Source organism: Microbacterium sp. Leaf320, assembly GCF_001423485.1.
Classification (GTDB): Bacteria; Actinomycetota; Actinomycetes; order Actinomycetales; family Microbacteriaceae; genus Microbacterium.
In genome coordinates this window covers 647,310-667,833 of the sequence record NZ_LMOD01000002.1, presented here as the reverse complement: position 1 = coordinate 667,833, position 20,524 = coordinate 647,310, and the positions used below count along the sequence as shown (strand labels likewise).

Sequence of the window (20,524 nt, the reverse complement as noted above, 5' to 3'; positions counted from 1 at the left end):
TACCGTCGTCCAGTGCGCACCCGAGCGCAGATGCAGGAGACCCGATGAGCGACCACCAGATCCGGGATGCCGAGACCGCCGACGTCGAGGCGATCACCGCCATCTACAACGACGCGGTGCTGACCACCACCGCCATCTGGAACGAAGAGGCGGTCACGGTCGACGACCGCACCGCCTGGCTCGCCGAGCGCACCGAGCGCGGTTACCCGGTGCTCGTCGCGGTCGATGACACGGGTGTGCTCGGCTACGCGACGTTCGGCGACTGGCGACCGCACAGTGGCTACCGCCACACCGTCGAGCATTCGGTCTACGTACGCGAGGGCCAGCGCGGGCGCGGCATCGGCAAGGCGCTCATGATCGAACTCGTCCACCGTGCCCGCGAGCTGGGCAAGCACGTCATGGTCGCGGCGATCGAGAGCAGCAACACCGGATCGATCATCATGCACAAGCGTCTCGACTTCATGCAGGTCGGGCGCATGCCGCAGGTCGGCGCCAAGTTCGACCGCTGGCTCGACCTCACCTTCCTGCAGCTCGTGCTCGACGAGCGCCCCTTCCCGGACGAACTGAAATGAACCCGCTGCTCTGGCTGGCCGACGCCTTCAATTCGCAGTGGGTGCTTCCGGGCGGTCAAGCGCTGCTGATCCGTGAGGTGGTCGGCAACGTGTTCGGCCTCGCCAGTGCCCTGGGCGGCATGCAGCGCAAGATCTGGGCGTGGCCGGTCGGCATCGTCGGCAACCTGCTGCTGCTCACCGTGTTCCTCGGGTCGATCCTCAACCCCGACCACGAGCTGCCGCATCTGCTCGGCCAGGCCGGTCGCCAGGTCATGTTCATCATCGTCGCGATCTACGGCTGGGTGCGCTGGCGCCAGGCCGCGGCCGACGGCGGCCGCGTGACCCCGCGATGGGCACCCAACAGCGCTCGCATCGGTCTGGTGCTGGTGATGGTGATCGGCACGATCGCCCTCACTCCCCTGTTCCGCGCGCTCGGCTCGTGGGAGCCCGTCTGGGCGGACGCGTGGACGTTCGTCGGATCCCTGCTCGCCACCTACGGCATGGCGAAGGGCTGGACGGAGTTCTGGCTCATCTGGATCGCCGTCGACATCGTCGGCGTGCCGCTGCTGTTCAGCTCCGGCTTCTACGCCACAGGCCTGATGTACGTGTTCTACGGCGTCTTCACCGCGGTCGGCTTCGTCGTCTGGTGCCGCGCGCAGGCGAACGCGAAACCCCAGGTCGAGACGATCATGCCCGACCCTCGCCCGATCACCTCGACGGTGAAGACCGTCGACCGCGACAGGGACTGACCCGCGACTCGACCGACGAGAACACCTGAAGAACGGGCCGGGGCTACGGTGGGCACATGCCGATCGAACGGTCACGGTTCGCTGTCACTCCTGTGGTGGCGGCCATGGCCGCGCTTGCTCTCGTGCTCGCCGTCACAGCGACCGCGTACGGCTATCACCGCGACGAGCTCTACTTCCGAATGCTCGACCCCGTGTGGGGCTATGTCGATCAGCCTCCGCTGACTCCCCTGATCGCGACCGCGGCGGCGGCGATCTTCGGCGACACCGTGGTAGCCGGCCGTATCATGAGCGGTCTCTTCGCGATCGCATCCGTCGTGATCCTCACACTGATCACGCGAGAGGTGGGCGGTGGACGGCTCGCACAGGCGCTGACCGCGTGGGGCATGGCCGGTGCCTCGATGACCCTCGCCTTCGGCCATGTGCTCCTGACCGCCAGCCTCGACCTGGTCATCTGGCCTGCTGCGTTGCTGTTCGCACTCCGAGCGACGCTCCGCGACGACGGCCGCTGGTGGTTCGCCGTCGGCGCGATCGTCGGCATCAGCGCGCTCAACAAGCTGCTCATCGTCACGCTGCTGGTCGGCATCGCGACCGGGCTCGCGGTGCTCGGTCCCCGCCGCTGGTTGCGGTCGGGCTGGTTGTGGGGTGCGGTGGCGCTGTGCGCGGTTCTCGCGCTGCCCAGCATCCTCTACCAGGCGCTGAACGGCTGGCCGCAACTCGCGATGGGCGCTGCCCTCGGCGAGAACAACGCCGACGAGGTGCGGATCATGATGTGGCCGTTCCTGATCCTCATGGTCGGGCCGGTGCTCGCGATCTGGTGGGTGGTCGCACTGATCTCGCTCTTCTGTCGACCCGAATGGCGGCCGATCCGCTGGATCTCGGTCACTTTCGCCGTGATGGTCGTCTTCGTCTTCGCTGCGGGGGCGCAGTTCTACTACACGTTCGGCGTGCTCTCGGTGCTGGTGGCGATCGGGTCGGCCTCTGTCGCCGACTGGGCCCGCACGCGCGGGCGGCGCACGTTTCTCTTCGCGGCGATCGCCATCAACAGCATCGGATGCGCGCTGACCTCGCTCCCCCTCCTCCCGGTCGAGGCCTTCGGCGCGAGCGGCCTGGCGGCGGTCAACGCCAGCTCTGCCGATCAGGTGGGGTGGGAACGCTACGTCGAGCAGATCGAGACCGCGGTCGGAGACTCGGAGGCGGATGCGATCATCACCGCGAACTATGGCGAAGCGGGCGCGCTCGACCGGTTCGGGGTCGATCTGCCACCGATCACGAGCGGACACAACGCCCTCTGGGACGCGGGCCCTCCTCCGCGGGATGCCACGACTGTCGTGGTCGTCGGCGACTTCGGCCCCGCACTCGAGGCGCGCTTCGAGACCTGCACCGTCGTCGGCGTGCTCGAAAACGGCGTCGGCGTCGAGAACGAGGAGCAGGGCGTGCCGATCCGGGTGTGCACGAACCCGGTGGCGTCGTGGGTCGAGCTGTGGCCGCAGTTCCGACACCTCGACTGAGCAGCATCCGTCTGCCGACTCGCTGCCCGAATGTGTCGGCACGTGTCGCAGAGGCTGGCCTCAGCGCGGCCCAGGAGTTTTGCTAGTCCCCATGACTCGCCAGATCCGCTTCAACGCCTTCGACATGAACTGCGTCGCCCACCAGTCGTCCGGTCTGTGGCGGCATCCGGACGACCGCTCGCGTCAGTACAACACCATCTCGTACTGGACGGACCTCGCGAAGCTGCTCGAGAGCGCGACCTTCGACGGCATCTTCATCGCCGACGTCCTGGGCACCTACGACGTCTACGGCGGCACGAACGAGGCGGCGATCCGCAACGGCGCGCAGGTTCCCGTGAACGACCCGATCCTGCTCGTCAGCGCCATGGCGGCGGTCACCGAGCACCTCGGATTCGGCATCACCGCCGGCACCGCCTTCGAGCACCCGTATCCCTTCGCGCGTCGGCTCAGCACTCTCGACCACCTCACAAATGGGCGTGTCGGCTGGAACGTCGTGACCGGCTACCTGCCCAGCGCCGCACGCAACATGGGCCAGGAGGATCAGCTCGCGCACGACGACCGCTACGACCACGCCGACGAGTACGTCGAGGTGCTCTACAAGCTCTGGGAGGGATCGTGGGAAGACGACGCCGTCGTCGAAGACCGCGAGCGCGGCATCTTCACCGATCCGTCGAAGGTGCACCCGATCGGCCACGAGGGCACGCACTTCAGCGTTCCCGGCATCCACATCTCCGAGCCGTCGCCGCAGCGCACCCCCGTGATCTACCAGGCGGGAGCCAGCCCGCGCGGCGTGCGCTTCGCATCGGAGAACGCCGAGGCCATCTTCGTCGCCGCGCCCTCGAAAGAGGTGCTCGCTGGCACGGTCAAGCGCATCCGCGACGCGCTCGAGGATGCGGGGCGCGACCGCTACGACGCCCGCATCTACACCCTGCTCACCGTGATCACGGGCGAGACCAGCGCGGATGCCGCGGCGAAGCACGCCGAGTACCTGTCGTACGCGAGCCCCGAAGGCGCACTGACCTTCATGTCCGGCTGGATGGGCGTCGACCTGTCGCAGTATGCGGAGGACGAGCCGGTCGGAAACGTCGAATCGAACGCGATCCAGTCGGTGCTGCAGCACCTCAAGGAGGAGGCGGACCTCGGACGCGAGTGGACCGTCGGCGACTTCGGCCGCCACAACGCGATCGGCGGCCTCGGCCCGACCATCGTCGGCTCGGGCGTCGAGATCGCCGACGAACTGCAGTCGTGGGTCGAGGAGACCGACATCGACGGCTTCAACCTCGCCTACGCGGTCACCCCCGGCACCTGGCAGGACGTCATCGAGCACGTCATCCCGGTGCTGCGTGAGCGCGGCGTCTACCCGAACGAGTACACGCCAGGAACGCTGCGGAACAAGCTGCAGGGCAAGGGCGACCGCGTGCAGGACACGCATCGCGCCGCCCGGTACCGGGTGGGCGCGAAGGCTCCCGTCGCCTGACCGGCGCTCGCGGGCGCTACTCGGCCTTCGAGCTGAAGAGTCCGCGCAGCACGAGGAACACCACGACCGCGACGACGAGCACGATCGCGAGCTTGGCGATGAACCACAGGATCGAGAACAGCGCGCTGACGATCCACCAGGCGATCACCACGGCGAGGATGACGCCGACGATGGTCCAGAACGAGTTCTTGTTCATGGTTCCAGCCTAGGCGGCGGTGCGGACGTCACGGATCCCGGATGCTGAGGCATCCGACGGTCGCCGTCAAGACCCTTCACGGGTGGGCGGAACCGGGGCGAGACTGCGAGCATGTCTGCACCGGCCCTCACTCCCTCCGCCCTCCACGGCCTCACCGCGCGCGGTCCGCTCAGTGATGCCGTCATCCGCCGACTGACCGGTGGCGACGTCGACCATCTCGGCTCCCGCGCCGAGTCCGTGCTCGCGGCGAGCGCCGACGTCGTGCGCGATGACGACATCCAGCTCGCCCTCTTCGTGCTCTACGCCTCGTCGTACGGCTCTCTTCCCGATCTCGACCCGACCCTCGAGTTCGACGCCGCGCTGATCGCGACGCGGGGGCTGCTCGAGCAGGCGTTCGAGCAGGCTCTGCGTGCGACGGTCCCGATGCCGGAGCTCCCCGAACCGACCTTGGATGCGGTGGGGCGCGCCCTGTTCGCCCTGGCCGAAGCCGACACCGGCCCGAGCCTGTCGCGCTACGTCGCGAAGAAGGCGACCGTCGAACAGATGCGCGAGTTCTTCATGCAGCGCTCCATCTACACGCTGCGCGAGGCCGACCCGCACTCCTGGGCCATCCCCCGTCTCAGCGGCCGAGCGAAGGCGGCGCTCGTCGAGATCCAGTCCGACGAGTACGGCGCCGGGCGGCCCGACCGGGTGCACGCGACGATCTTCGCGCGGGCCATGCGCGGCGCGGGGCTCGACGACACCTACGGCGGCTATGTCGACGATGTGCCGGCGATCACGCTCGCCTCGCTCAACTCGATGTCGATGTTCGGTCTCAACCGACGCCTCGTCGGAGCCATCGTCGGCCACCTCGCGGCATTCGAGATGACCTCATCGATCCCCAATCGCCTGTACGCCGACGGCCTGCGTCGCCTCGGCTTCGCCGAAGACGTCACCGACTACTTCGACGAGCATGTCGAGGCCGATGCCGTGCACGAGCAGATCGCGGCGCGCGATCTCGCGGGCGGGCTGGCCGAGGACCACCCCGAACTGCTGCCAGACATCATGTTCGGAGCATCCGCCTGCCTCACCGTCGACGGATGGGCGGCGGGTCACATGCTCGACTCGTGGATGCGCGGCGAATCGTCGCTGCGACCGAGGGCGGATCGATGAGCGCGCGCGAGGATGCCGTCACCATCACCGCCTACCCCGACGGGCCGCTGCTGGTGCGCGGCGCAGCGGTGCTGGAGTCTTCCGACGGAGAGCCGATCGAGGTCACGCGCCGTACGGTGGCGCTCTGCCGTTGCGGGCTCTCGACCATCAAGCCGTTCTGCGACGGCACGCACAAGGCCGCGGGATTCCGCACCGACGCCTGAACCGGCCGGTCGCTGTCGGTCGATCGCTGCCGGCCGGTCGCTGCCGGTCGATGGGTCGAGATCAGTGGCCGACTGCCGGCAGGCAGCCGCCGTCCATGATGATGCCGCCGATCTCGACCGTCAGCACGTCGGCCGAGACCTCGCCGAAGATGCATCCGCCCGCAGGCGCGGCAGCACCGAAGGCGACCGCGCGTTCGTCGCCGAGTGTCTGGATGCCGGTGAGGCCGGCAGCCGCGATCGCATCTTCCACGGCCGAGACAGACAGGTCTCCCGAGGTGCGCAGCGTCTCGAGCGCCGTGCGGATCTCGTTCGCCGGCGTCTCGGCTGCGGCTCGGCTGTCTTCTGAGAGATCCATCCGGTCGCGATAGCGCTCGTTCTGCGCCATCGCGTTGTCGGGATCGTACGGGGCACATTCCGGTGGCAGCTCGACGCCCTCGATCTGCGGGCAGGCCGCTGTCGGGGTGGGAGACGGCGATTCCGACGGTGATGCACCCAGCGGCGCAGGGCTCGCGGTCGCGCATCCCGCGAGCAGCGCCGTCGCAGCAACGACGAGAAGCAGACGCACGCTTCTCGACCTGTCCCCCCGGATTCCGGTCATGCCTTCATGCAACCACAGGCCACCGACAGTGCCAACCCTCCCCCGTTGTGCGCCCCGCGCACCGCGACAACGCCCGGGATGAGGCGTGTATGAGGCGCGACGACCCCGCTTCAGCGCGGATTCAGCGTGCGCCCGCCACACTGGAGGAATGCGGATCCTGGTGGTTGACGACGAGGTGCGGTTGGCCGACGCCGTCCGCCGGGGGCTCGAGGCCGAGGGCTTCGCGGTCGACGTCGCGAACAACGGCGTCGACGGGCTCTGGCGTGCGCGCGAGACCCGGTACGACGCGATCGTGCTCGACCTGATGATGCCCGGCATGAGCGGGTGGAAGGTGTGCGAGGCGCTGCGCGCGGAGGAGAACTGGACTCCCGTGCTGATGCTCACCGCGAAGGATGGAGAGTGGGATCAGGTCGAAGCCCTCGAGACAGGGGCCGACGACTATGTGACCAAGCCGTTCTCGTTCGCGATCCTCGTCGCCCGCATCCGCGCCCTGGTGCGTCGCGGTGCCGTCGCCCGCCCCGCGGTGCTCGAAGCCGGAGACCTGAAGCTCGACCCCTCGTCGCATCATGTCTGGCGCGGTGAGACGCCCGTGACACTGACCGCCCGCGAGTTCGCCGTGCTCGAATACCTGATGCGCCACCGCGGCCAGGTGCTGTCGAAGCGCACGCTGATCGAGGGCGTCTGGGACGACGACTTCGACGGCGACCCGAACATCGTCGAGGTCTACGTCGGCCATCTGCGCCGTAAGCTCGACAAGCCCTTCGGCCGTGAGGCGATCGAGACGATCCGCGGTGCCGGCTACCGATTGGCGGCCGACGGTGGCTAACCGCCCCTTCAGATCAGTGCGCGCCCGGACGACCCTCGGCGCGACTCTCGTCGTGGCCGCCGCCCTGCTGATCGGGGCGTTCTCGTTCTACGGCATCCTGAGCTCCAGCATCCATGCCAGCGCCGAGCGCGCCGCCGAGCAGCGACTCGACGAGCTGACCGAGCGCCTGGACGGACCCGGTGGCGGCCCCGGTGGAGGCCGAGGCATCTACACCCTCGACGACGAACTCGTGCAGATCATCGGCGCTGACGGCTCGATCCGCTCGGCGAGCGAGGATGCCCGCGACGATCTGGGCTCGAGCGCGCTGCCGATCGCGGATAGCGCGCTCACGGTGACGATCGACGGCACGCCGATGCTCGTCGTCTCGGACGACCTCGAGAACGACGAGACCCTCGTCCTGGCCGTCCCCATCGAAGACGACGACGAGACCCTGTCGACTGTCGTCATGCTGCTCGCGGTCGCGGTTCCGCTCCTCCTCGTGCTCGTCGCGGTCACCACCTGGCTGGTGGTGGGTCGAGCTCTCCGGCCCGTCACGCGCATCCGCCAGGAGGTCGACGGGATCACCGCCGAGCATCTGCACAATCGGGTCGAGGTCCCCGCGTCATCGGATGAGATCGCCGCGCTCGCGACCACCATGAACCGGATGCTCGATCGCCTCGATTCCTCGGCGACGGCCCAGCGCCGGTTCGTCTCGGACGCGTCGCACGAGCTGCGCTCGCCCCTCGCCACGATCCGCCAGCATGCCGAGCTCGCGCAGGCGCATCCGGCCACGACCAGCATCGGCGAGCTCGCGGAGGTCGTCTCCGACGAGGGGCTTCGCCTGCAGGGAATCGTCGAATCGCTGCTGCTGCTCGCTCGACTCGACGAGGGCGGCGGCACTCACGACGAGGCCGTCGATCTCGATGATCTCGCCCTCGGCGAGGCGCGGCGACTGCGTTCACGCGGCATTGAGGTCGACAGCTCCGGCATCCGCGCGGCCCGCGTCGAGGGCGATCCGCGACTTCTCGGTCAGCTGCTGCGCAATCTCGCCGACAATGCCGCGCGACACAGTGCCGGCCGAGTGGCCATCAGCGTGATCCCGCAGGATTCGTGGGTGTTCGTCACCGTCGAGGACGACGGAACGGGAGTGCCGCCGGACGAGCGCGAGCGCATCTTCGAGCGCTTCGTCAGGCTCGATGAGGCCCGCAGCCGGGATGCCGGAGGCAGCGGCCTCGGCCTGGCGATCGTCCACGGCATCGCCACGGCCAGCGGCGGAACCGTGTCGGTCGACGCATCCCGGTGGGGCGGCGCCCGGTTCGTCGTGTCACTCCCCCTGTCGGCCTGACATCCCGGCATCCGGCCCGTCTGCAGGACCTGAGGTCTCGGCATCCGGTCGATCTGCAGGACCTGATGTCTCGGCATCCAGTCCCGCCTGCAGGACCGAAGCACGGACGCAGGACCAGACACCTGTTCTCGTCCTGCAGACGTGCCTGGATCCTGCAAACGGCTAAAAGGAGAATCCCGCACTGGCTCGGCATCCAGTCCCGCCTGCAGGACCGAAGCACGGACGCAGGACCAGACACCTGTTCTCGTCCTGCAGACGTGCCTGGATCCTGCAAACGGCACCGGCAGACCCATGACCGGTCGGCGGCTCCTTCCTGAAGATCGCTTCAGGAGGCTTCAGGGTGGCTTCAGCGCCCCCGCGAGAGCATCGAGACATGAACGACAAGAACCCGACCCCCGACCAGACGCCCGAGAACCTCCCGTCGAACCCGACCCCGCCGGCGCCGCCCGCACCGCCCGCGCCTCAGGCGACTCCCGCTCCGGCAGCCGAGGCGGAGACCGTGCCCGTCGCACCGCTCGCCGCTGACGCGACGGGCGCTCCGGCAGCCCCCGCCAAGCCCGGACGCAAGCGAGCGCTTCTGATCGGCGGCGGAATCGCCGCGGCCGTGGTGCTCGTCGGAGGCGGTGTGGCCCTGGGCGCAGCGGTCGGCGACGAGTTCGGCGACGACGACGACCGTCCGTCGGTCTCCGACGGCCCGCGCGGAGACTCGGATGACCGCGGCGGCCAGCCCGGCGACGACCGGGACGACGATGGCGACCAGCAGGGCGCACCCCAGGGCGGTGGCCCGGTGACCGACATCGGCACCGATTCGGCCGACGATCTCGTCGCGATCGCGGATGCCGCCCGTGGAGCGGCCGAGGGCGATGTCACGTCGATCGACGCGAAGCGCGACGGCACGTGGGAGGTCCAGCTGACCGCGGCGAACGGAAGCGAGACCGAGGTGCGGGTGGATGCAGACCTCGCGGCCACCGTCGTCTCGACGGAGCAGGACGACGACGACTCCGCCCCCACTCACACGCTCGACGAGGCGGCCATCCGCGCACTCGTCGATGCCGCGCTGGCTGAGGCCGACGGCATGATCACCGACCTCGACGCCGACAACGATGAGGTCAGCCCCTACGACGCGTCGGTGCTCACGAGCGACCGCCGCTCGATCGACATCGACTTCGGCGCCGACTTCGCCGTCGTCGGCACCGACATCGACGACTGAACGACCCGCGTCGTTCCTCGAGCCGTCGGCCCCACGGGGTCGGCGGCTCGACGCGTCTGCGACGAGTTCGGCATTTTCGCATCATGATCCGTTCACCGCGCAGTCTCTCTAGGTGGGTACGGTCTCGATCGCAGACCGAAGATGCTGTCGTCAGGGGAATCCATGCCGGTCACGGTGCACACGAACTTCCACACTCCCGCGCAGGCGGACTCCGTCGTGCGGGTGCTGCAGCAGCTCACGACGGAGCTGAAGCACGTCGAGTGGAGGGTCTCCGATCACCGCTCCGTGGCATTCAGCACACGCCGGACGCTGTTCGCGGGGCCCGCCGACGTGAGGGTCGTCGCGACTCCGATGTCGGAGGGCGGATCCGACGTGCGGATCGCGCTTCAGTCGCCGACCCGTCGCCGGACGACCTCGACGGCGGCCGACCGGCTCAGCGAGCGGATCCAGCGGGCGCTCGGCTGACGACGATCATCTGCGAAGGTCCCACGCCCGGCTGGCAGCATCCGGCGCGGGATACCATCGGAGTCATGACGAATTCCGGCCGCATCGACGACGTCTCCATCGGCGGGGAGATGATCCGCCTCGGCCAGTTCCTGAAGTTCTCGGGGCTCCTCGACTCCGGCGGCAACGCCAAGGAGGTCGTGATCGACGGGTTCGTGAGGGTGAACGACGAGGTCGATCGGCGGCGAGGCCGTCAGCTCCACGACGGCGACCTGGTCACCTTCGAAGGCCGAACGGTGCGCGTCCGCCCCTGAGGCCGCTACCGTTCACGGCCTTTTCGTCGCATAGCGCAGGAACATCACGCCGCTGCCGAACCGGCGATCCTCGAGCAGTTCGAGGTCGACGTGCACGCCCTCGGGAAAGAACGGCCTCCCCCCGCCGACGATCCCCGGACCGATGAACATGCCGAACTCGTCGACCAGTCCGGCCCGGATCGCCTCCCCCGCGAGCGTCGGACCGTCGACCGTCAGATCACTGTCGGACTCGGCCTTCCAGCGTTCGACCACTTCGGGGTCGAAGGAGCGCTCGAGACGGGTGCGCTCGCTCGAGACCTCCGCGAGAGTCGTCGAGAAGACGACCTTGTCGGCAGCCTGCCACACGCGCGCATAGTCGATCCCCACCTGCGGCTGATCGGGTTCGAGGTGCGCGGTCTCCCAGTAGACCATCGTCTCGTACATGCGCCGCCCATAGAGGTAGGTGCCGACATCGGCGAACTGTCTGTTGATGAAGTCGTGCAGCTCCTCGTCGAGCGCCCAGTCGAACCCGCCATCGGGCCCGCTGACGTAGCCGTCGAGCGACGTGATCATGGAGTAGATGAGTCGGCCCATGCGGCGAGGCTACTCCCGACCGTCGAGCGGATCGACCCCTTCCCGGTTCCCTAGCGACCAGTGTCGCGAGGCGCAAGGCGCTGGTCGAGATTACGATGTCGGCGCACGCTGGAGCCATATCCCCAGACCCGCGACCGAGAGGAACCCCCATGTCTCGTGACCAGTACACCTTCGTCAATCCCGCCGAGCTCTACTCCGACATCGAGCCCGAGAAGCAGCACATGCCCGAGCCTGGGCTCGACGCGGATCTCGCCCCGAAGGCCGACCTCGGCGAGGACAGCTACCGCGGCACCGGCCGCCTGACCGGCCGCAAGGCGCTCATCACGGGCGGCGACTCCGGCATCGGGGCGGCCACCGCGATCGCCTTCGCCCGCGAAGGCGCGGATGTGGCGCTCTCGTACCTTCCGGCTGAGGAAGAGGATGCGGCGCGCATCGCCGGCATCCTGCGCGACGCCGGCGCCACCGTGGCGCTGATCCCCGGCGATCTGCGCGACCCCGAGTACTGCCGCACACTCGTCGCCGAAGCGGTCGGAGCGTTGGGCGGCCTCGACATCCTCGTCAACAACGGCGGCAAGCAGGTCTACCAGGAGTCACTCACCGACATCACCGACGAGCAGTTCGACGACACCTTCAAGACCAACGTGTACGCGATGTTCTGGATCACGAAGGCGGCACTTCCGCACCTTCCGGCAGGTTCCGCGATCATCAACACCACGTCGATCCAGGCGTACTCCCCCTCGGACATCCTCGTCGACTATGCCTCTACCAAGGCCACCATCAACGCGTTCACGAAGGGCCTCGCGCAGCAGCTCGCGCCGAAGGGCATCCGCGTGAACGCCGTGGCGCCGGGTCCGATCTGGACGCCTCTGCAGCCCAGCGACGGCCAGCCGCAGGAGAAGCTCGAGGAGTTCGGCGAGAACACCCCGCTCGGCCGCATGGGTCAGCCCGCCGAGCTCGCCCCCGCCTACGTGTTCCTCGCCTCCGCGGAGTCGAGCTACGTCGCCGGCGAGACGCTCAACGTCAACGGCGGCATGCCGACCCCGTAAGCCGTGAGGTGCGAACGCCCCGCCCGAGACGATCGGGCGGGGCGTTCCTGCGCGCGGCGCCCCTTCGCCGATGTCGGCGCCGCAAGGCAATATGTCGGTATGGCAGACGGATACGACCACGATTTCCTTCCGACGCGCATTCCCCTGCCGCAGCCGACGCAGGCTGCGACCGAGCTGACCTACCCGCGCTTCACGGTGCTGCTCGACACCGAACGCCGGCTGGCGGTCGTGACGGGCGTGAACATCGACGGAGCTCAGCTGCGCGAGATCCCGCGCAGCGGCGAGTGGCGTCTCGACCCCCGAGTCGACGCCGACCTGCAGACCGGCGCCGAGGTGTACTCACGCAACGATCTCGACCGCGGACACCTCGTGCGGCGACGCGACCCCGGTTGGGGCGATGTCGACGACGCCCGGGCGGCGACCGAGGCCACGTTCTTCTATCCGAATGCGGCTCCCCAGGCGGCCGGGTTCAACCAGTCGAAAGAGCTCTGGCTGGGTCTCGAAGACCACGTGATCGAATACGCCGAGACAACCGACCAGCGCCTCTCGGTCTTCACCGCTCCGGTGCTGGCGGACGACGATCCTGCGTATCGCGGCATCCGCATCCCTCTCCGATTCTGGAAGGTGGCCACGTGGCACGGGCCTGACGGCCTGGCATCCGCCGGTTTCATCCTCGACCAGTCCGAGCTCGTCGAGGCCGCCGACGGCCTCTTCGCCGTGCCGCCTCTGGGAGCCTTCCGCACGTTCCAGGTGCCGGTCGCCGAGATCGCACGCATCTCCGGCGTCGACCTCGGAGGGCTGTCCGACGCCGACGTGCTTCGTCGAGGCAGCATCCGATCGACCGAGTGGATCTCCCTGACCTCCTCGGACGACATCGCGCTCTGATCGTCGGATCTCCGATTCCGGCGCCTCGGTTCGCCGGCATCGCAGGCGTGGACGGTTCGATCACGCCACGGAAGACAGCGCCCGATGCAGCTCAGCGCAATCCGGGCACACCCGGTACCGGCCGACATCGTGACGCGTCAGATCGGTCCACGACTCATCCCTGCCGATCGTCCTCGAGCAGTCGTCGCACCGTCGACGAGGACGGACGACGAGGAGCAGGCCGAGCAGCATCAGCAGCCCTGCGGCGATTCCGAACAGCAGGAGGGAGTCCGCACCGGTGGCCGCCAGGCGCTGGGGCTGCGCATCGACATCCCCCGACATGGTCGCGATCACATCGAAGGCGAGTTCGGTGGAGGCGGCACCGTCATTGCGCTGCTGAGTGGTGGCTGCCGGAAGCTCGAACCCGATCTCCACGGCCACCGTCTCGCCATGGGCGACCTGCACCTGCGCGATCTCGACGGCGCCTGTGGATCGATCACGCAGAGCGGAGTACGGCTGCCGCCCCTCGACGCCGCCCACGTTCCAGAACAGTTCGACGTCGTCGGCGAGGTCGGGGTTGCGGGCTCCCTCGGGGATGACCTCACCGAGTCGCAGCGACACGGCCAGGTCGGCACGAGATGGACCGGTGTTCGTCAAGAGCAGCGTGCGTCGTGAGCGGTCGCCGGGCGACGCGACCCGGTCGCCGACGAACGAGGCCTCGGCGGTGGAGTACGAGCGACCCGACCAGTCCAGGTGCGTCGCCTCGCCGTCCCAGGTGGCCGTAGCGACGGCTTCCAGGGACCCGGCTCGACCGTCGGATGCCGCCGCCGGTGCCGCGCCCGCCGGGCCGCCCGTCGTCGCGATCCGACTTGGCTGGACTGACGGCAACGCGGGCAGGACGCCGGCTGCCGAGAGCACGCCTGCCAGGGTGAACAGGAGGACCAGAGCGAGGATCCACGAGACGAACGACGCTCGGCGGTGTCGCCGGCGAAAGCCGGCGAGCACGTCGTCGAGGACTCCGGATGCGGGGCCCGCAGCCGGGTCGGCGGGGTACGGGTACGACATCACTGGTCTCTCTCGGGATTCGTCGTGGTCGGGAGCAGCTCCCGGAAGGAGTCCTCGTCGAACGGCAGCAGTCGCAGTCGTGCGAGCTGGAGTTCCTGCTCGCGGACCGCGAGTTCGCGCTCGCGGAGATCGAGTTCCCGGACCCGCAGGTCGTCGGGTGCCGCCTGCGCGGACGCAGCCGGAACAGCGGATGCCGAGGCGCCGGCGGTCGGGACGACCCCGCCCGAGCCGGCAGTCATGATCACGCGGGTCCGCGGCCTCCTGAACGTGCTCCAGAGGCCGTACCCGAGCAGACCGGCACCGAGCGCGATGCCGAGCATCATGAGGTTCTCCGACACCCACTGCCGCACCCACCCGAGCGCGGGGAGGCTGTAGAGGAATGAGCCTCGCACCTGCTCGGGCGAGACAGGAGCATCCGCCGCCGAGTTGGCATCGCCCTGGGTGATGAGGCGGCAGTCGGTGCCGTCGTCGAACGTGCCGACGGTCTTGCCCACGACCCGGTGGGTGATGAGCGCCGGATTTCCCGGCTCCGGCAGGAAGGTGACGATGTCGCCGACGCCGATCTCGGTGCACACCTGATCGGGTGCGACGCCTCGCACGGCCACGACGTCGCCCGGCGCGAGGGTCGGCTCCATGGAACCGGTGAGCACGGTGAGCGAGGACCCTCCGGCCACTCGCGGCACCACGAGGAGTGCGGCGATGAGCGCGATCACCGTCACGGCGAACGCGAGCGACACGGCTCGCCCGGCGATACGCCAGGGCGATTCGTACCAGCTCTTCTGGATCCTGCCGGCGGTGCGCATGCGTCCGTCTCTCATCGGTGGGGTGGTGTTCGCGGGAGGCTTAGAACTGCTCTCCGGTGTCGCGAACCTGCTCGAGCCTGAGGTTCAGGCCGGCGAGCGTGTCGGTCAGCGTGACGTCGGTGCGGTCGGTGACCGTCGACGAGAAGGTGCCGTAGACGACGACCGTCAGGTCCTCCGTGGTCGCTGCCATCGAGAGCACCGTGGTGCCGTTCGCGTCTTCGAGACCCGCATCCTGTCCTGTCTGCGGTGCCGACAGGTAGAGCAGGGTCGCGTCTGCCGTGACGGGCAGAGCGGTCTCGGTCTGCACGAGGGCGCCGTCCTGGTACACCTCGTACGTGTACGTCATGCCGCTGATGTCGTACTCGTTCAGCGCGGGGCCCTCGAGCGCGAGTCGACCGACGAGGTTGTCTCCCTCGAGGGTCACGTCGGCCGAGAACGAGGCCGCGACCTTGTCACCGGGAACGATGCGCCACGTCGACGCATCCGCCGGGGAGAGCGCGTGGCCGAGCTGCGATCCGTCGGTACCGGTTACCGTGGCGGTCGCGTCGTCGCGGTCTGCGGACACGTCCCAGAAGGTCGTGTCGGCGGTCTGCACGACATCGAGGTCTCCAGCGGTGATCTGTCCTCCGCTGAAGCCGTCGGTCGCAGTCCACAGGGCGAACGTCGAGCCGCCCGCGAGCAGGGCTGCGGCCCCACCGGCGACGAGCAGCAGTGCGCCGCGGCGCTTCTTCTTCTCTTCGGTCACGACGATGATCTGGGGGTTTTCGGTACTCATGCGAGTGCTCCTTCTTGATGGTGGTCGGGTGTGGCGCGGCAGGACCTCGGGTCCGGCCGGCGGGGTGAGGATCTCGGGTGCTATCGCGTGGCGTGATCGCCCGGAGCGATGGCGGGGTTCGCGTTGGTCGCGCGAGGGTCGATGCGGATCACGAGACCCGGTTCCCCTGCGGGGTCGGGGTGCACCGTCCCGTTCCACGACGAGTCGTCGCGTGACAGGGTGCCGTCGTCACCGGTTCCCTCCGCCCACGCGATGTGGTCGTAGATGCCGATGGCGTTGAGCGATGCCGGGAAGGCGACTGCGGCCTCCCAGTTGTCGAAGTCCCTGTTCTCGCTGCCGTCGACGGCGATCCCGTGGGCGCTCGCCTCCGAGACGTACAGCCCGTCCGCGCGATGGTTCCAGAGCATCGCGACGCACCAGGTCTGGCTGATCTGAACACCCGAGGGATTGGCGGCCGGCTCCTGCAGTGTGCGATCGGCGGCGTCGGTCAGGTGGACGTTCGCCGCGGCTTCGCCCTCGACCCCCTCGGGAGCGTCCGGGATCACCGAGCAGTCGTCGCCGAGGCCCGCCGGATAGATCCGGACCGTCGAGTCCGCCAGGAGCGTGCCGTCCTCCGCGATGCCCTCGGTCAGGTCCGCGGTGCGGCCATCACGCCAGATCTGAGGGCCGATCGTGATGTCGTAGTCGAGCCCGGCGATGCCGAGAGCGGCTCCGGACACCTGGAATCGCCAGATCACCGGTTCGGTCCTCAGACCGCCCTGATCGAGCACCGTGGCGATCTCACTGCCGGGCAGGGTGATCTCCACCGGCTCACCCGACTCCGACAGCGCCGTCTGCGACTCCGCGGATGCTCCGAAGGTCAGCGCCCCCGTACGCATCTCGGGCACGACGACGGCGTCGTTCGTGGTCCACAGCGCGTTCGCAGTCGAGACCGCGCCGAAGGTCATCACACCGGCGATCGCCGCGGTGAACGAGAGGACCGTGCGCCGCCTCATGATCCGGCCCCGCTTCCCCGCACCTGGTCGAGACGCACGATCAGGTCGCCCGCCGCCCAGATGCTCGTGGCGCTGCGCACGTCGTCGTCCGTCCAGACGTAGTCGCCTCGCACCTCGACCCTCACGATCACTGTCCATCGGTCGGTCTCGCCCTGCGGCGAACCCACGAGGCCGGGCACGGCCAGCGGCCCGCCGCCGGGAGCGCCGGCGGCGACGACATCGCCCTCGGCATCCTCCACGCGCAGCATCACCGCGATGTCGCCCGCATCAACCTGAGCCTGCACGTCGAGGGGGGACGCGAACTCGACTCTCAGCGCACCGACCAGGTTCTCTCCGCACAGGTAGGTCTGGAGCGGCTGGGTGATCTCGATCACGTCGCCCGGCATCGTGAAGAAGTCGCTCGGGGTGCTCTCCAGCTCTCCGGATCGGGGCTCGGTCACCCCCGGGGTGATCTGCTGCCATGACGCGGCCTCGGTCGTCATGGCCAGATCGCCCGCACGCCACAGCGACCCCGAGAACGTGTCCTCCGACGACCACAGGGCGTATGTGCCGGCACCGATCGCGGCGACGGTCAGTGCCGCGACGGCGACGGCGCTGATGATGAGCGTCGCTCTCCTGGTGCGAGGCGGCGTGTCGACGGCGGTCATCGGCGCCACCCCTCAGCGCTGCCGTTCGAGAAGATCGTTCCGCACGCGGCGACCTTCTTGCTGTCACCGACCGCGAGCTGCGGGATCGAGCCGATCAGGCCGCCGGTGCCGAGACGCAGGTCGGAATCCGTGACGAGGATGTCATGCAGGTTCGTGACCCAGTCGTCCGCCGATCTGTTCGTCACCGTGTACACGAAGCACACGGCCTGCCCGTCGACGAGCCTCGAGCCGGTGAGCACCGGAGTCCCCGTCTGCTCGATCGTCGCGGGAGTCGAGGCATCGGTCACGGCGGCGAATGCGCGCTTCTCGATGTCGATCGTCGGATCGGTGGCGAACAGGAAGGGGTTCACCGACGGCACGACCAGCCCGTCGTAGTTCGTGTCGCTGGACGCGACGGTCGCCGCGATCGTCGCCTTCGTGTTCGCCCGGACATCCCCGGCACTCGCCTTCACCACGATCGGCTCGGTCGAACGACCACCGGGGGCGATGACCGGCGCATCGGTCGACAGGTGGACGCCGTTCTCGACACCCACCGCGTCGACCTGCGACGAGAACGTCACCGGCGATGTCGGCACCGGAGCGCCCGCGCGGAGCATCAGGGCATACGTCTTGCCCTTCTTCTCGCCTGTCACGAGGGTGAAGCGGGGCGCCGTCACCTGCAGCGGGTTGACGAACGTGATGCCGGCGTCGACCGAGGTCGCGGCCGCGGTGTTGCTCAGCCCGGAGGTCGAGGTCACGCGCCCGGCAGCGATGCCCGCAGACACGGCGGCCGAGTCGTCGACCCTGGCGACCACCTCGAATTGGAGTCCGTTCTTCCCTGCGACAGGCGTCACCGAGACGACTCTCGGATTGATCCGTGCCGTGTCGAGGGTGTTCGCGGTGGCCGTGGCTGCCAGCTGGACATCATCGGGTGTGACGGTCGACGGATCCAGGGGCAACGACGACGTGAGCAGGTAGCGGAGGTCCCGGCTCATCGTCGGGTCGTTCTGACCGGCCGCCTGCTCGAGCGCGAGAGTGGGCCGGCAGTTCCCGGTCACAGCGACCGTGCGGCTGAACTGCGACGAGGTGAGCTGGGGCGTGGTCTCGACGTGCGTCTGCACGCGCACGAATCCTGACACGTCACCGGTCGTGGCGTTGACGGCCTGCGCGGAGATGGGCGCTGTGGCACCGGCCAGCGGCTGCGGCCCGACGGGCAACGCCACAGTGACGGATGCCGTGGCCGCCGTCACTCCGGTCACGCGCCCCAGGTAGATCTCGGCGGTGCGATCGGCCGTCCAGTAGAGGTCGAGCGAGACGGGTCCGGTGGGGATGTTCTGTCCGGTCACCGGTCTCTGCACGGCGAACTCCGCCGCGCACGTTCCTCCGGTGAACCCGGCTCGAGGCTTCGCGACCAGGGCGGCGCTCGACGGGGCGGCGACCACGGCGGCGTTCGACGTCGGGAACCAGGTAGCCACCGACAGGTTGGAGTCGGTGCCGTTGTCGACGAGGAGCGCGCCCCCGTCACCCGTCTCCTCGCCCGTGGCAGGCCTGCCCTGCGAGCCCGATCGGGTTCCGAAGGTGTTCCCCGAGACGGTCGTCAGACCGCTGCGCGAGAGCCGGATGCTGGAGTCGTAGCCGTCGATGAAGTTGTCGGTGATGCTGAGTCCGCTCGGCACCGTGCCGCTGCGGGTCAGGCCATCCCAGCGGATGGCGATGCTCTGCCCCGAGGCCGCGCGCACGATGTCGTTGCGCGAGATTTTGTTCTCGCCATTGAGCGTGCCCGGAGGCAGGGTGATGAACGCGTATTCGTCTCCCGACCCGTCGCCGGTGGAGTTGAGGAACTGGTTGCCCGAGATGGTCAGGTTCGACAGCCGCACGCCCGAGTTGCCGCCGTTCGAGAACTTGAATCCCGTGGCCCCGTTGAGGTTCTTCACCACCGAGTCCTGGAACGAGAAGCCGTCGAGAACGACGTTGGAGTCACGCGGCGAGAAGGTCGTCAGGTTGGTGCGGCAGCCGGAGCCGTCTGATCCGTTGCACGTGCCTCCGGAGGTGTAGTTCACCGAGACGCGCGAGATGGTGATGTTCTTCATCGGCGTCGTGGTCGTCGCATTGAACAGGAACAGGCCCGAGGTCTGCTGGCTCTCATGGAAGAACCCCTGCAGCGAGTAGTCGCTGACCGAGATGTCACTCGCTCCCTGGCGATACACGACGAAGCGCTCGGGATAGTAGTTCTCCTTGGTGACGGTCGAGCCTCCGGTGAGGCTGACCCTCTTGGCCTGCTCGCCCATCACGATCGACGTGCCACTGGAGAGGATGTTCGTGAAGTTCTTCAAGACCACGTCCGGCCCGGCGACTTCGAACGCCGCCCCCTCCACCGACTCCGATGTGGGGATGATCGAGAGGCGGTTGTCGAGGTCGATGGTCACCGGTGCGGTGATGCGATAGAAGGCGCCGTCGTCCCAGCTCGAGACGGCGGACGTCTGCATCCAGTTCGCGGCCGATCGGGTCATGACCGGGCGGATGGTTCCGCTGAGACCGGGCTGCACGGTGATGACGACGGCACCCGGCGCGCCCTTCAGGGCGTTCGACTCCTCGAGCGCCGAGCGGAGGGTGCACGTGCCCGCAGCGGTCAGGCACACGCCGTCACCGGGCGTCTGATCGATTCCCGAGAAGGCGGTGCTCGTGATCACGAGCTCGTGGCTCGGTGCGGACATCGCCGGCCCCGCCACGACGATGGCGCCTGCGATGAGGCCGAGGCATGCCGTCACCGCGGCGACGAGACGCACGCGCCGTGCCGCCCGGCGTCGCCGCCGCAGCGTTCGGCGGCCTGGTAATCGAGGGCTCTCGCTCACGGTTGTCGTCTCCATGCATTCGGGCGCGCGCTGATGTCACGCTGTTTCTCGGGTGGGGTAGGACCGCGGGGCACGATGTGCGCAGATGGGCGGTGACTGTAAGGATGCGGCCCTCGTTCCGCCGAAGTCCGCGATTCCGTGCCCTTCAGCAGTCGGCCGCGCCGATCTCAGTGGCCGTCGTGGTCGGTTACGTAGTGGATGCTCGCGAACCTGAGGATTCGGTGTCGCGGATGCTCAGTACCGGCCCTCCGGGTACTGCCCCGCACCTCAACCTCTGCCCTGGCGCGCTCGGAAGTACGCAAGCTCGGCGCTCGCCCCGCGTAGGCGGCGTGCTCACCGTGATCATCGGGGTCTCGGCGCGACAGGATCAGAG

At 68.6% G+C, this 20,524-nt stretch carries 22 protein-coding genes; 13 read left to right on the top strand and 9 right to left on the bottom strand.

Annotation, left to right across the window (positions count from 1 at the left end; all coding sequences use genetic code 11):
* Positions 1-44: 44 nt before the first annotated feature.
* From ASF63_RS08030 to ASF63_RS08015, 4 genes are all read left to right on the top strand, one after another.
* The gene (locus ASF63_RS08030; RefSeq protein ID WP_056511780.1) at positions 45-572 is read left to right on the top strand and encodes a GNAT family N-acetyltransferase; all 528 of its coding nucleotides are present in this window, start codon (positions 45-47) and stop codon (positions 570-572) included.
* A complete protein-coding gene (pnuC, locus tag ASF63_RS08025) occupies positions 569-1,300 on the top strand; it encodes a nicotinamide riboside transporter PnuC (protein WP_056511778.1) in 732 nt (243 codons plus the stop codon). Before ASF63_RS08030 ends, pnuC begins: the two co-directional genes overlap by 4 nt.
* Positions 1,301-1,356: 56 nt before the next feature.
* Positions 1,357-2,808, top strand: a complete 1,452-nt coding sequence (locus tag ASF63_RS08020; protein WP_056511774.1) for an ArnT family glycosyltransferase — start codon at positions 1,357-1,359, stop codon at positions 2,806-2,808.
* Positions 2,809-2,899: 91 nt separating this feature from the next.
* Complete coding sequence (locus ASF63_RS08015; RefSeq protein WP_056511772.1) at positions 2,900-4,285, top strand: LLM class flavin-dependent oxidoreductase; 1,386 nt, start codon at positions 2,900-2,902, stop codon at positions 4,283-4,285.
* Between the two features lie 16 nt (positions 4,286-4,301).
* Here the strand turns inward: ASF63_RS08015 and ASF63_RS08010 are convergent, their stop codons facing one another.
* The gene (locus ASF63_RS08010) at positions 4,302-4,481 is read right to left on the bottom strand and encodes a hypothetical protein (protein ID WP_056511768.1); all 180 of its coding nucleotides are present in this window, start codon (positions 4,479-4,481) and stop codon (positions 4,302-4,304) included.
* Between the two features lie 111 nt (positions 4,482-4,592).
* On the opposite strand from ASF63_RS08010, the gene ASF63_RS08005 reads away from it, so the two are divergent.
* The gene (locus ASF63_RS08005; RefSeq protein WP_056511765.1) at positions 4,593-5,633 is read left to right on the top strand and encodes an iron-containing redox enzyme family protein; all 1,041 of its coding nucleotides are present in this window, start codon (positions 4,593-4,595) and stop codon (positions 5,631-5,633) included.
* On the top strand, positions 5,630-5,836 hold the full coding sequence (locus ASF63_RS08000; protein ID WP_053098184.1) for a CDGSH iron-sulfur domain-containing protein: 207 nt from the start codon (positions 5,630-5,632) through the stop codon (positions 5,834-5,836). Before ASF63_RS08005 ends, ASF63_RS08000 begins: the two co-directional genes overlap by 4 nt.
* Before the next feature lie 61 nt (positions 5,837-5,897).
* Here the strand turns inward: ASF63_RS08000 and ASF63_RS07995 are convergent, their stop codons facing one another.
* Positions 5,898-6,434, bottom strand: coding sequence for a hypothetical protein (locus ASF63_RS07995; protein WP_157534277.1), 537 nt, complete (start codon positions 6,432-6,434; stop codon positions 5,898-5,900).
* Between the two features lie 148 nt (positions 6,435-6,582).
* Here ASF63_RS07995 and ASF63_RS07990 point away from each other — a divergent pair, with 148 nt between their 5' ends.
* The 5 genes from ASF63_RS07990 to ASF63_RS07970 all read left to right on the top strand — a co-directional run bounded on the left by ASF63_RS07990 (position 6,583) and on the right by ASF63_RS07970 (position 10,552).
* Positions 6,583-7,260: a response regulator transcription factor gene (locus ASF63_RS07990; protein ID WP_056511757.1), complete on the top strand. Its 678-nt coding sequence runs from the start codon at positions 6,583-6,585 to the stop codon at positions 7,258-7,260.
* Positions 7,261-7,312: 52 nt separating this feature from the next.
* The gene (locus ASF63_RS07985) at positions 7,313-8,584 is read left to right on the top strand and encodes a sensor histidine kinase (RefSeq protein WP_235560741.1); all 1,272 of its coding nucleotides are present in this window, start codon (positions 7,313-7,315) and stop codon (positions 8,582-8,584) included.
* A 373-nt stretch (positions 8,585-8,957) separates the two neighbouring features.
* Positions 8,958-9,794 (top strand): hypothetical protein, encoded by an 837-nt coding sequence (locus ASF63_RS07980; RefSeq protein WP_235560740.1) that lies wholly within the window; start codon positions 8,958-8,960, stop codon positions 9,792-9,794.
* 162 nt (positions 9,795-9,956) lie between these two features.
* The gene (locus tag ASF63_RS07975; protein WP_056511753.1) at positions 9,957-10,259 is read left to right on the top strand and encodes a hypothetical protein; all 303 of its coding nucleotides are present in this window, start codon (positions 9,957-9,959) and stop codon (positions 10,257-10,259) included.
* Positions 10,260-10,324: 65 nt separating this feature from the next.
* Positions 10,325-10,552: an RNA-binding S4 domain-containing protein gene (locus tag ASF63_RS07970; RefSeq protein WP_056311088.1), complete on the top strand. Its 228-nt coding sequence runs from the start codon at positions 10,325-10,327 to the stop codon at positions 10,550-10,552.
* Positions 10,553-10,564: 12 nt separating this feature from the next.
* Here the strand turns inward: ASF63_RS07970 and ASF63_RS07965 are convergent, their stop codons facing one another.
* A complete protein-coding gene (locus ASF63_RS07965; protein WP_056511750.1) occupies positions 10,565-11,125 on the bottom strand; it encodes a dihydrofolate reductase family protein in 561 nt (186 codons plus the stop codon).
* A gap of 149 nt (positions 11,126-11,274) precedes the next feature.
* Here ASF63_RS07965 and ASF63_RS07960 point away from each other — a divergent pair, with 149 nt between their 5' ends.
* Together ASF63_RS07960 and ASF63_RS07955 are read left to right on the top strand one after the other, a co-directional pair.
* Positions 11,275-12,171, top strand: coding sequence for an SDR family oxidoreductase (locus ASF63_RS07960; protein WP_056511746.1), 897 nt, complete (start codon positions 11,275-11,277; stop codon positions 12,169-12,171).
* 99 nt (positions 12,172-12,270) lie between these two features.
* Positions 12,271-13,056, top strand: coding sequence for a DNA/RNA non-specific endonuclease (locus tag ASF63_RS07955; RefSeq protein ID WP_056511743.1), 786 nt, complete (start codon positions 12,271-12,273; stop codon positions 13,054-13,056).
* A 60-nt stretch (positions 13,057-13,116) separates the two neighbouring features.
* Here ASF63_RS07955 and ASF63_RS07950 read toward each other — a convergent pair whose 3' ends face one another.
* The 6 genes from ASF63_RS07950 to ASF63_RS07925 form a co-directional block, all read right to left on the bottom strand.
* Positions 13,117-14,100: a hypothetical protein gene (locus tag ASF63_RS07950; protein WP_056511740.1), complete on the bottom strand. Its 984-nt coding sequence runs from the start codon at positions 14,098-14,100 to the stop codon at positions 13,117-13,119.
* Positions 14,100-14,903 (bottom strand): signal peptidase I, encoded by an 804-nt coding sequence (locus ASF63_RS07945; RefSeq protein ID WP_056511737.1) that lies wholly within the window; start codon positions 14,901-14,903, stop codon positions 14,100-14,102. The genes ASF63_RS07950 and ASF63_RS07945 overlap by 1 nt, the downstream gene beginning before the upstream one ends.
* Before the next feature lie 40 nt (positions 14,904-14,943).
* Positions 14,944-15,678, bottom strand: a complete 735-nt coding sequence (locus ASF63_RS07940) for a SipW-dependent-type signal peptide-containing protein (RefSeq protein ID WP_056511733.1) — start codon at positions 15,676-15,678, stop codon at positions 14,944-14,946.
* Positions 15,679-15,758: 80 nt separating this feature from the next.
* Positions 15,759-16,673: a hypothetical protein gene (locus ASF63_RS07935; RefSeq protein WP_056511730.1), complete on the bottom strand. Its 915-nt coding sequence runs from the start codon at positions 16,671-16,673 to the stop codon at positions 15,759-15,761.
* Positions 16,670-17,320 (bottom strand): SipW-dependent-type signal peptide-containing protein, encoded by a 651-nt coding sequence (locus ASF63_RS07930; protein ID WP_157534276.1) that lies wholly within the window; start codon positions 17,318-17,320, stop codon positions 16,670-16,672. Before ASF63_RS07930 ends, ASF63_RS07935 begins: the two co-directional genes overlap by 4 nt.
* The gene (locus ASF63_RS07925; protein WP_157534275.1) at positions 17,317-20,151 is read right to left on the bottom strand and encodes a hypothetical protein; all 2,835 of its coding nucleotides are present in this window, start codon (positions 20,149-20,151) and stop codon (positions 17,317-17,319) included. Before ASF63_RS07925 ends, ASF63_RS07930 begins: the two co-directional genes overlap by 4 nt.
* Positions 20,152-20,524 lie beyond the last annotated feature (373 nt).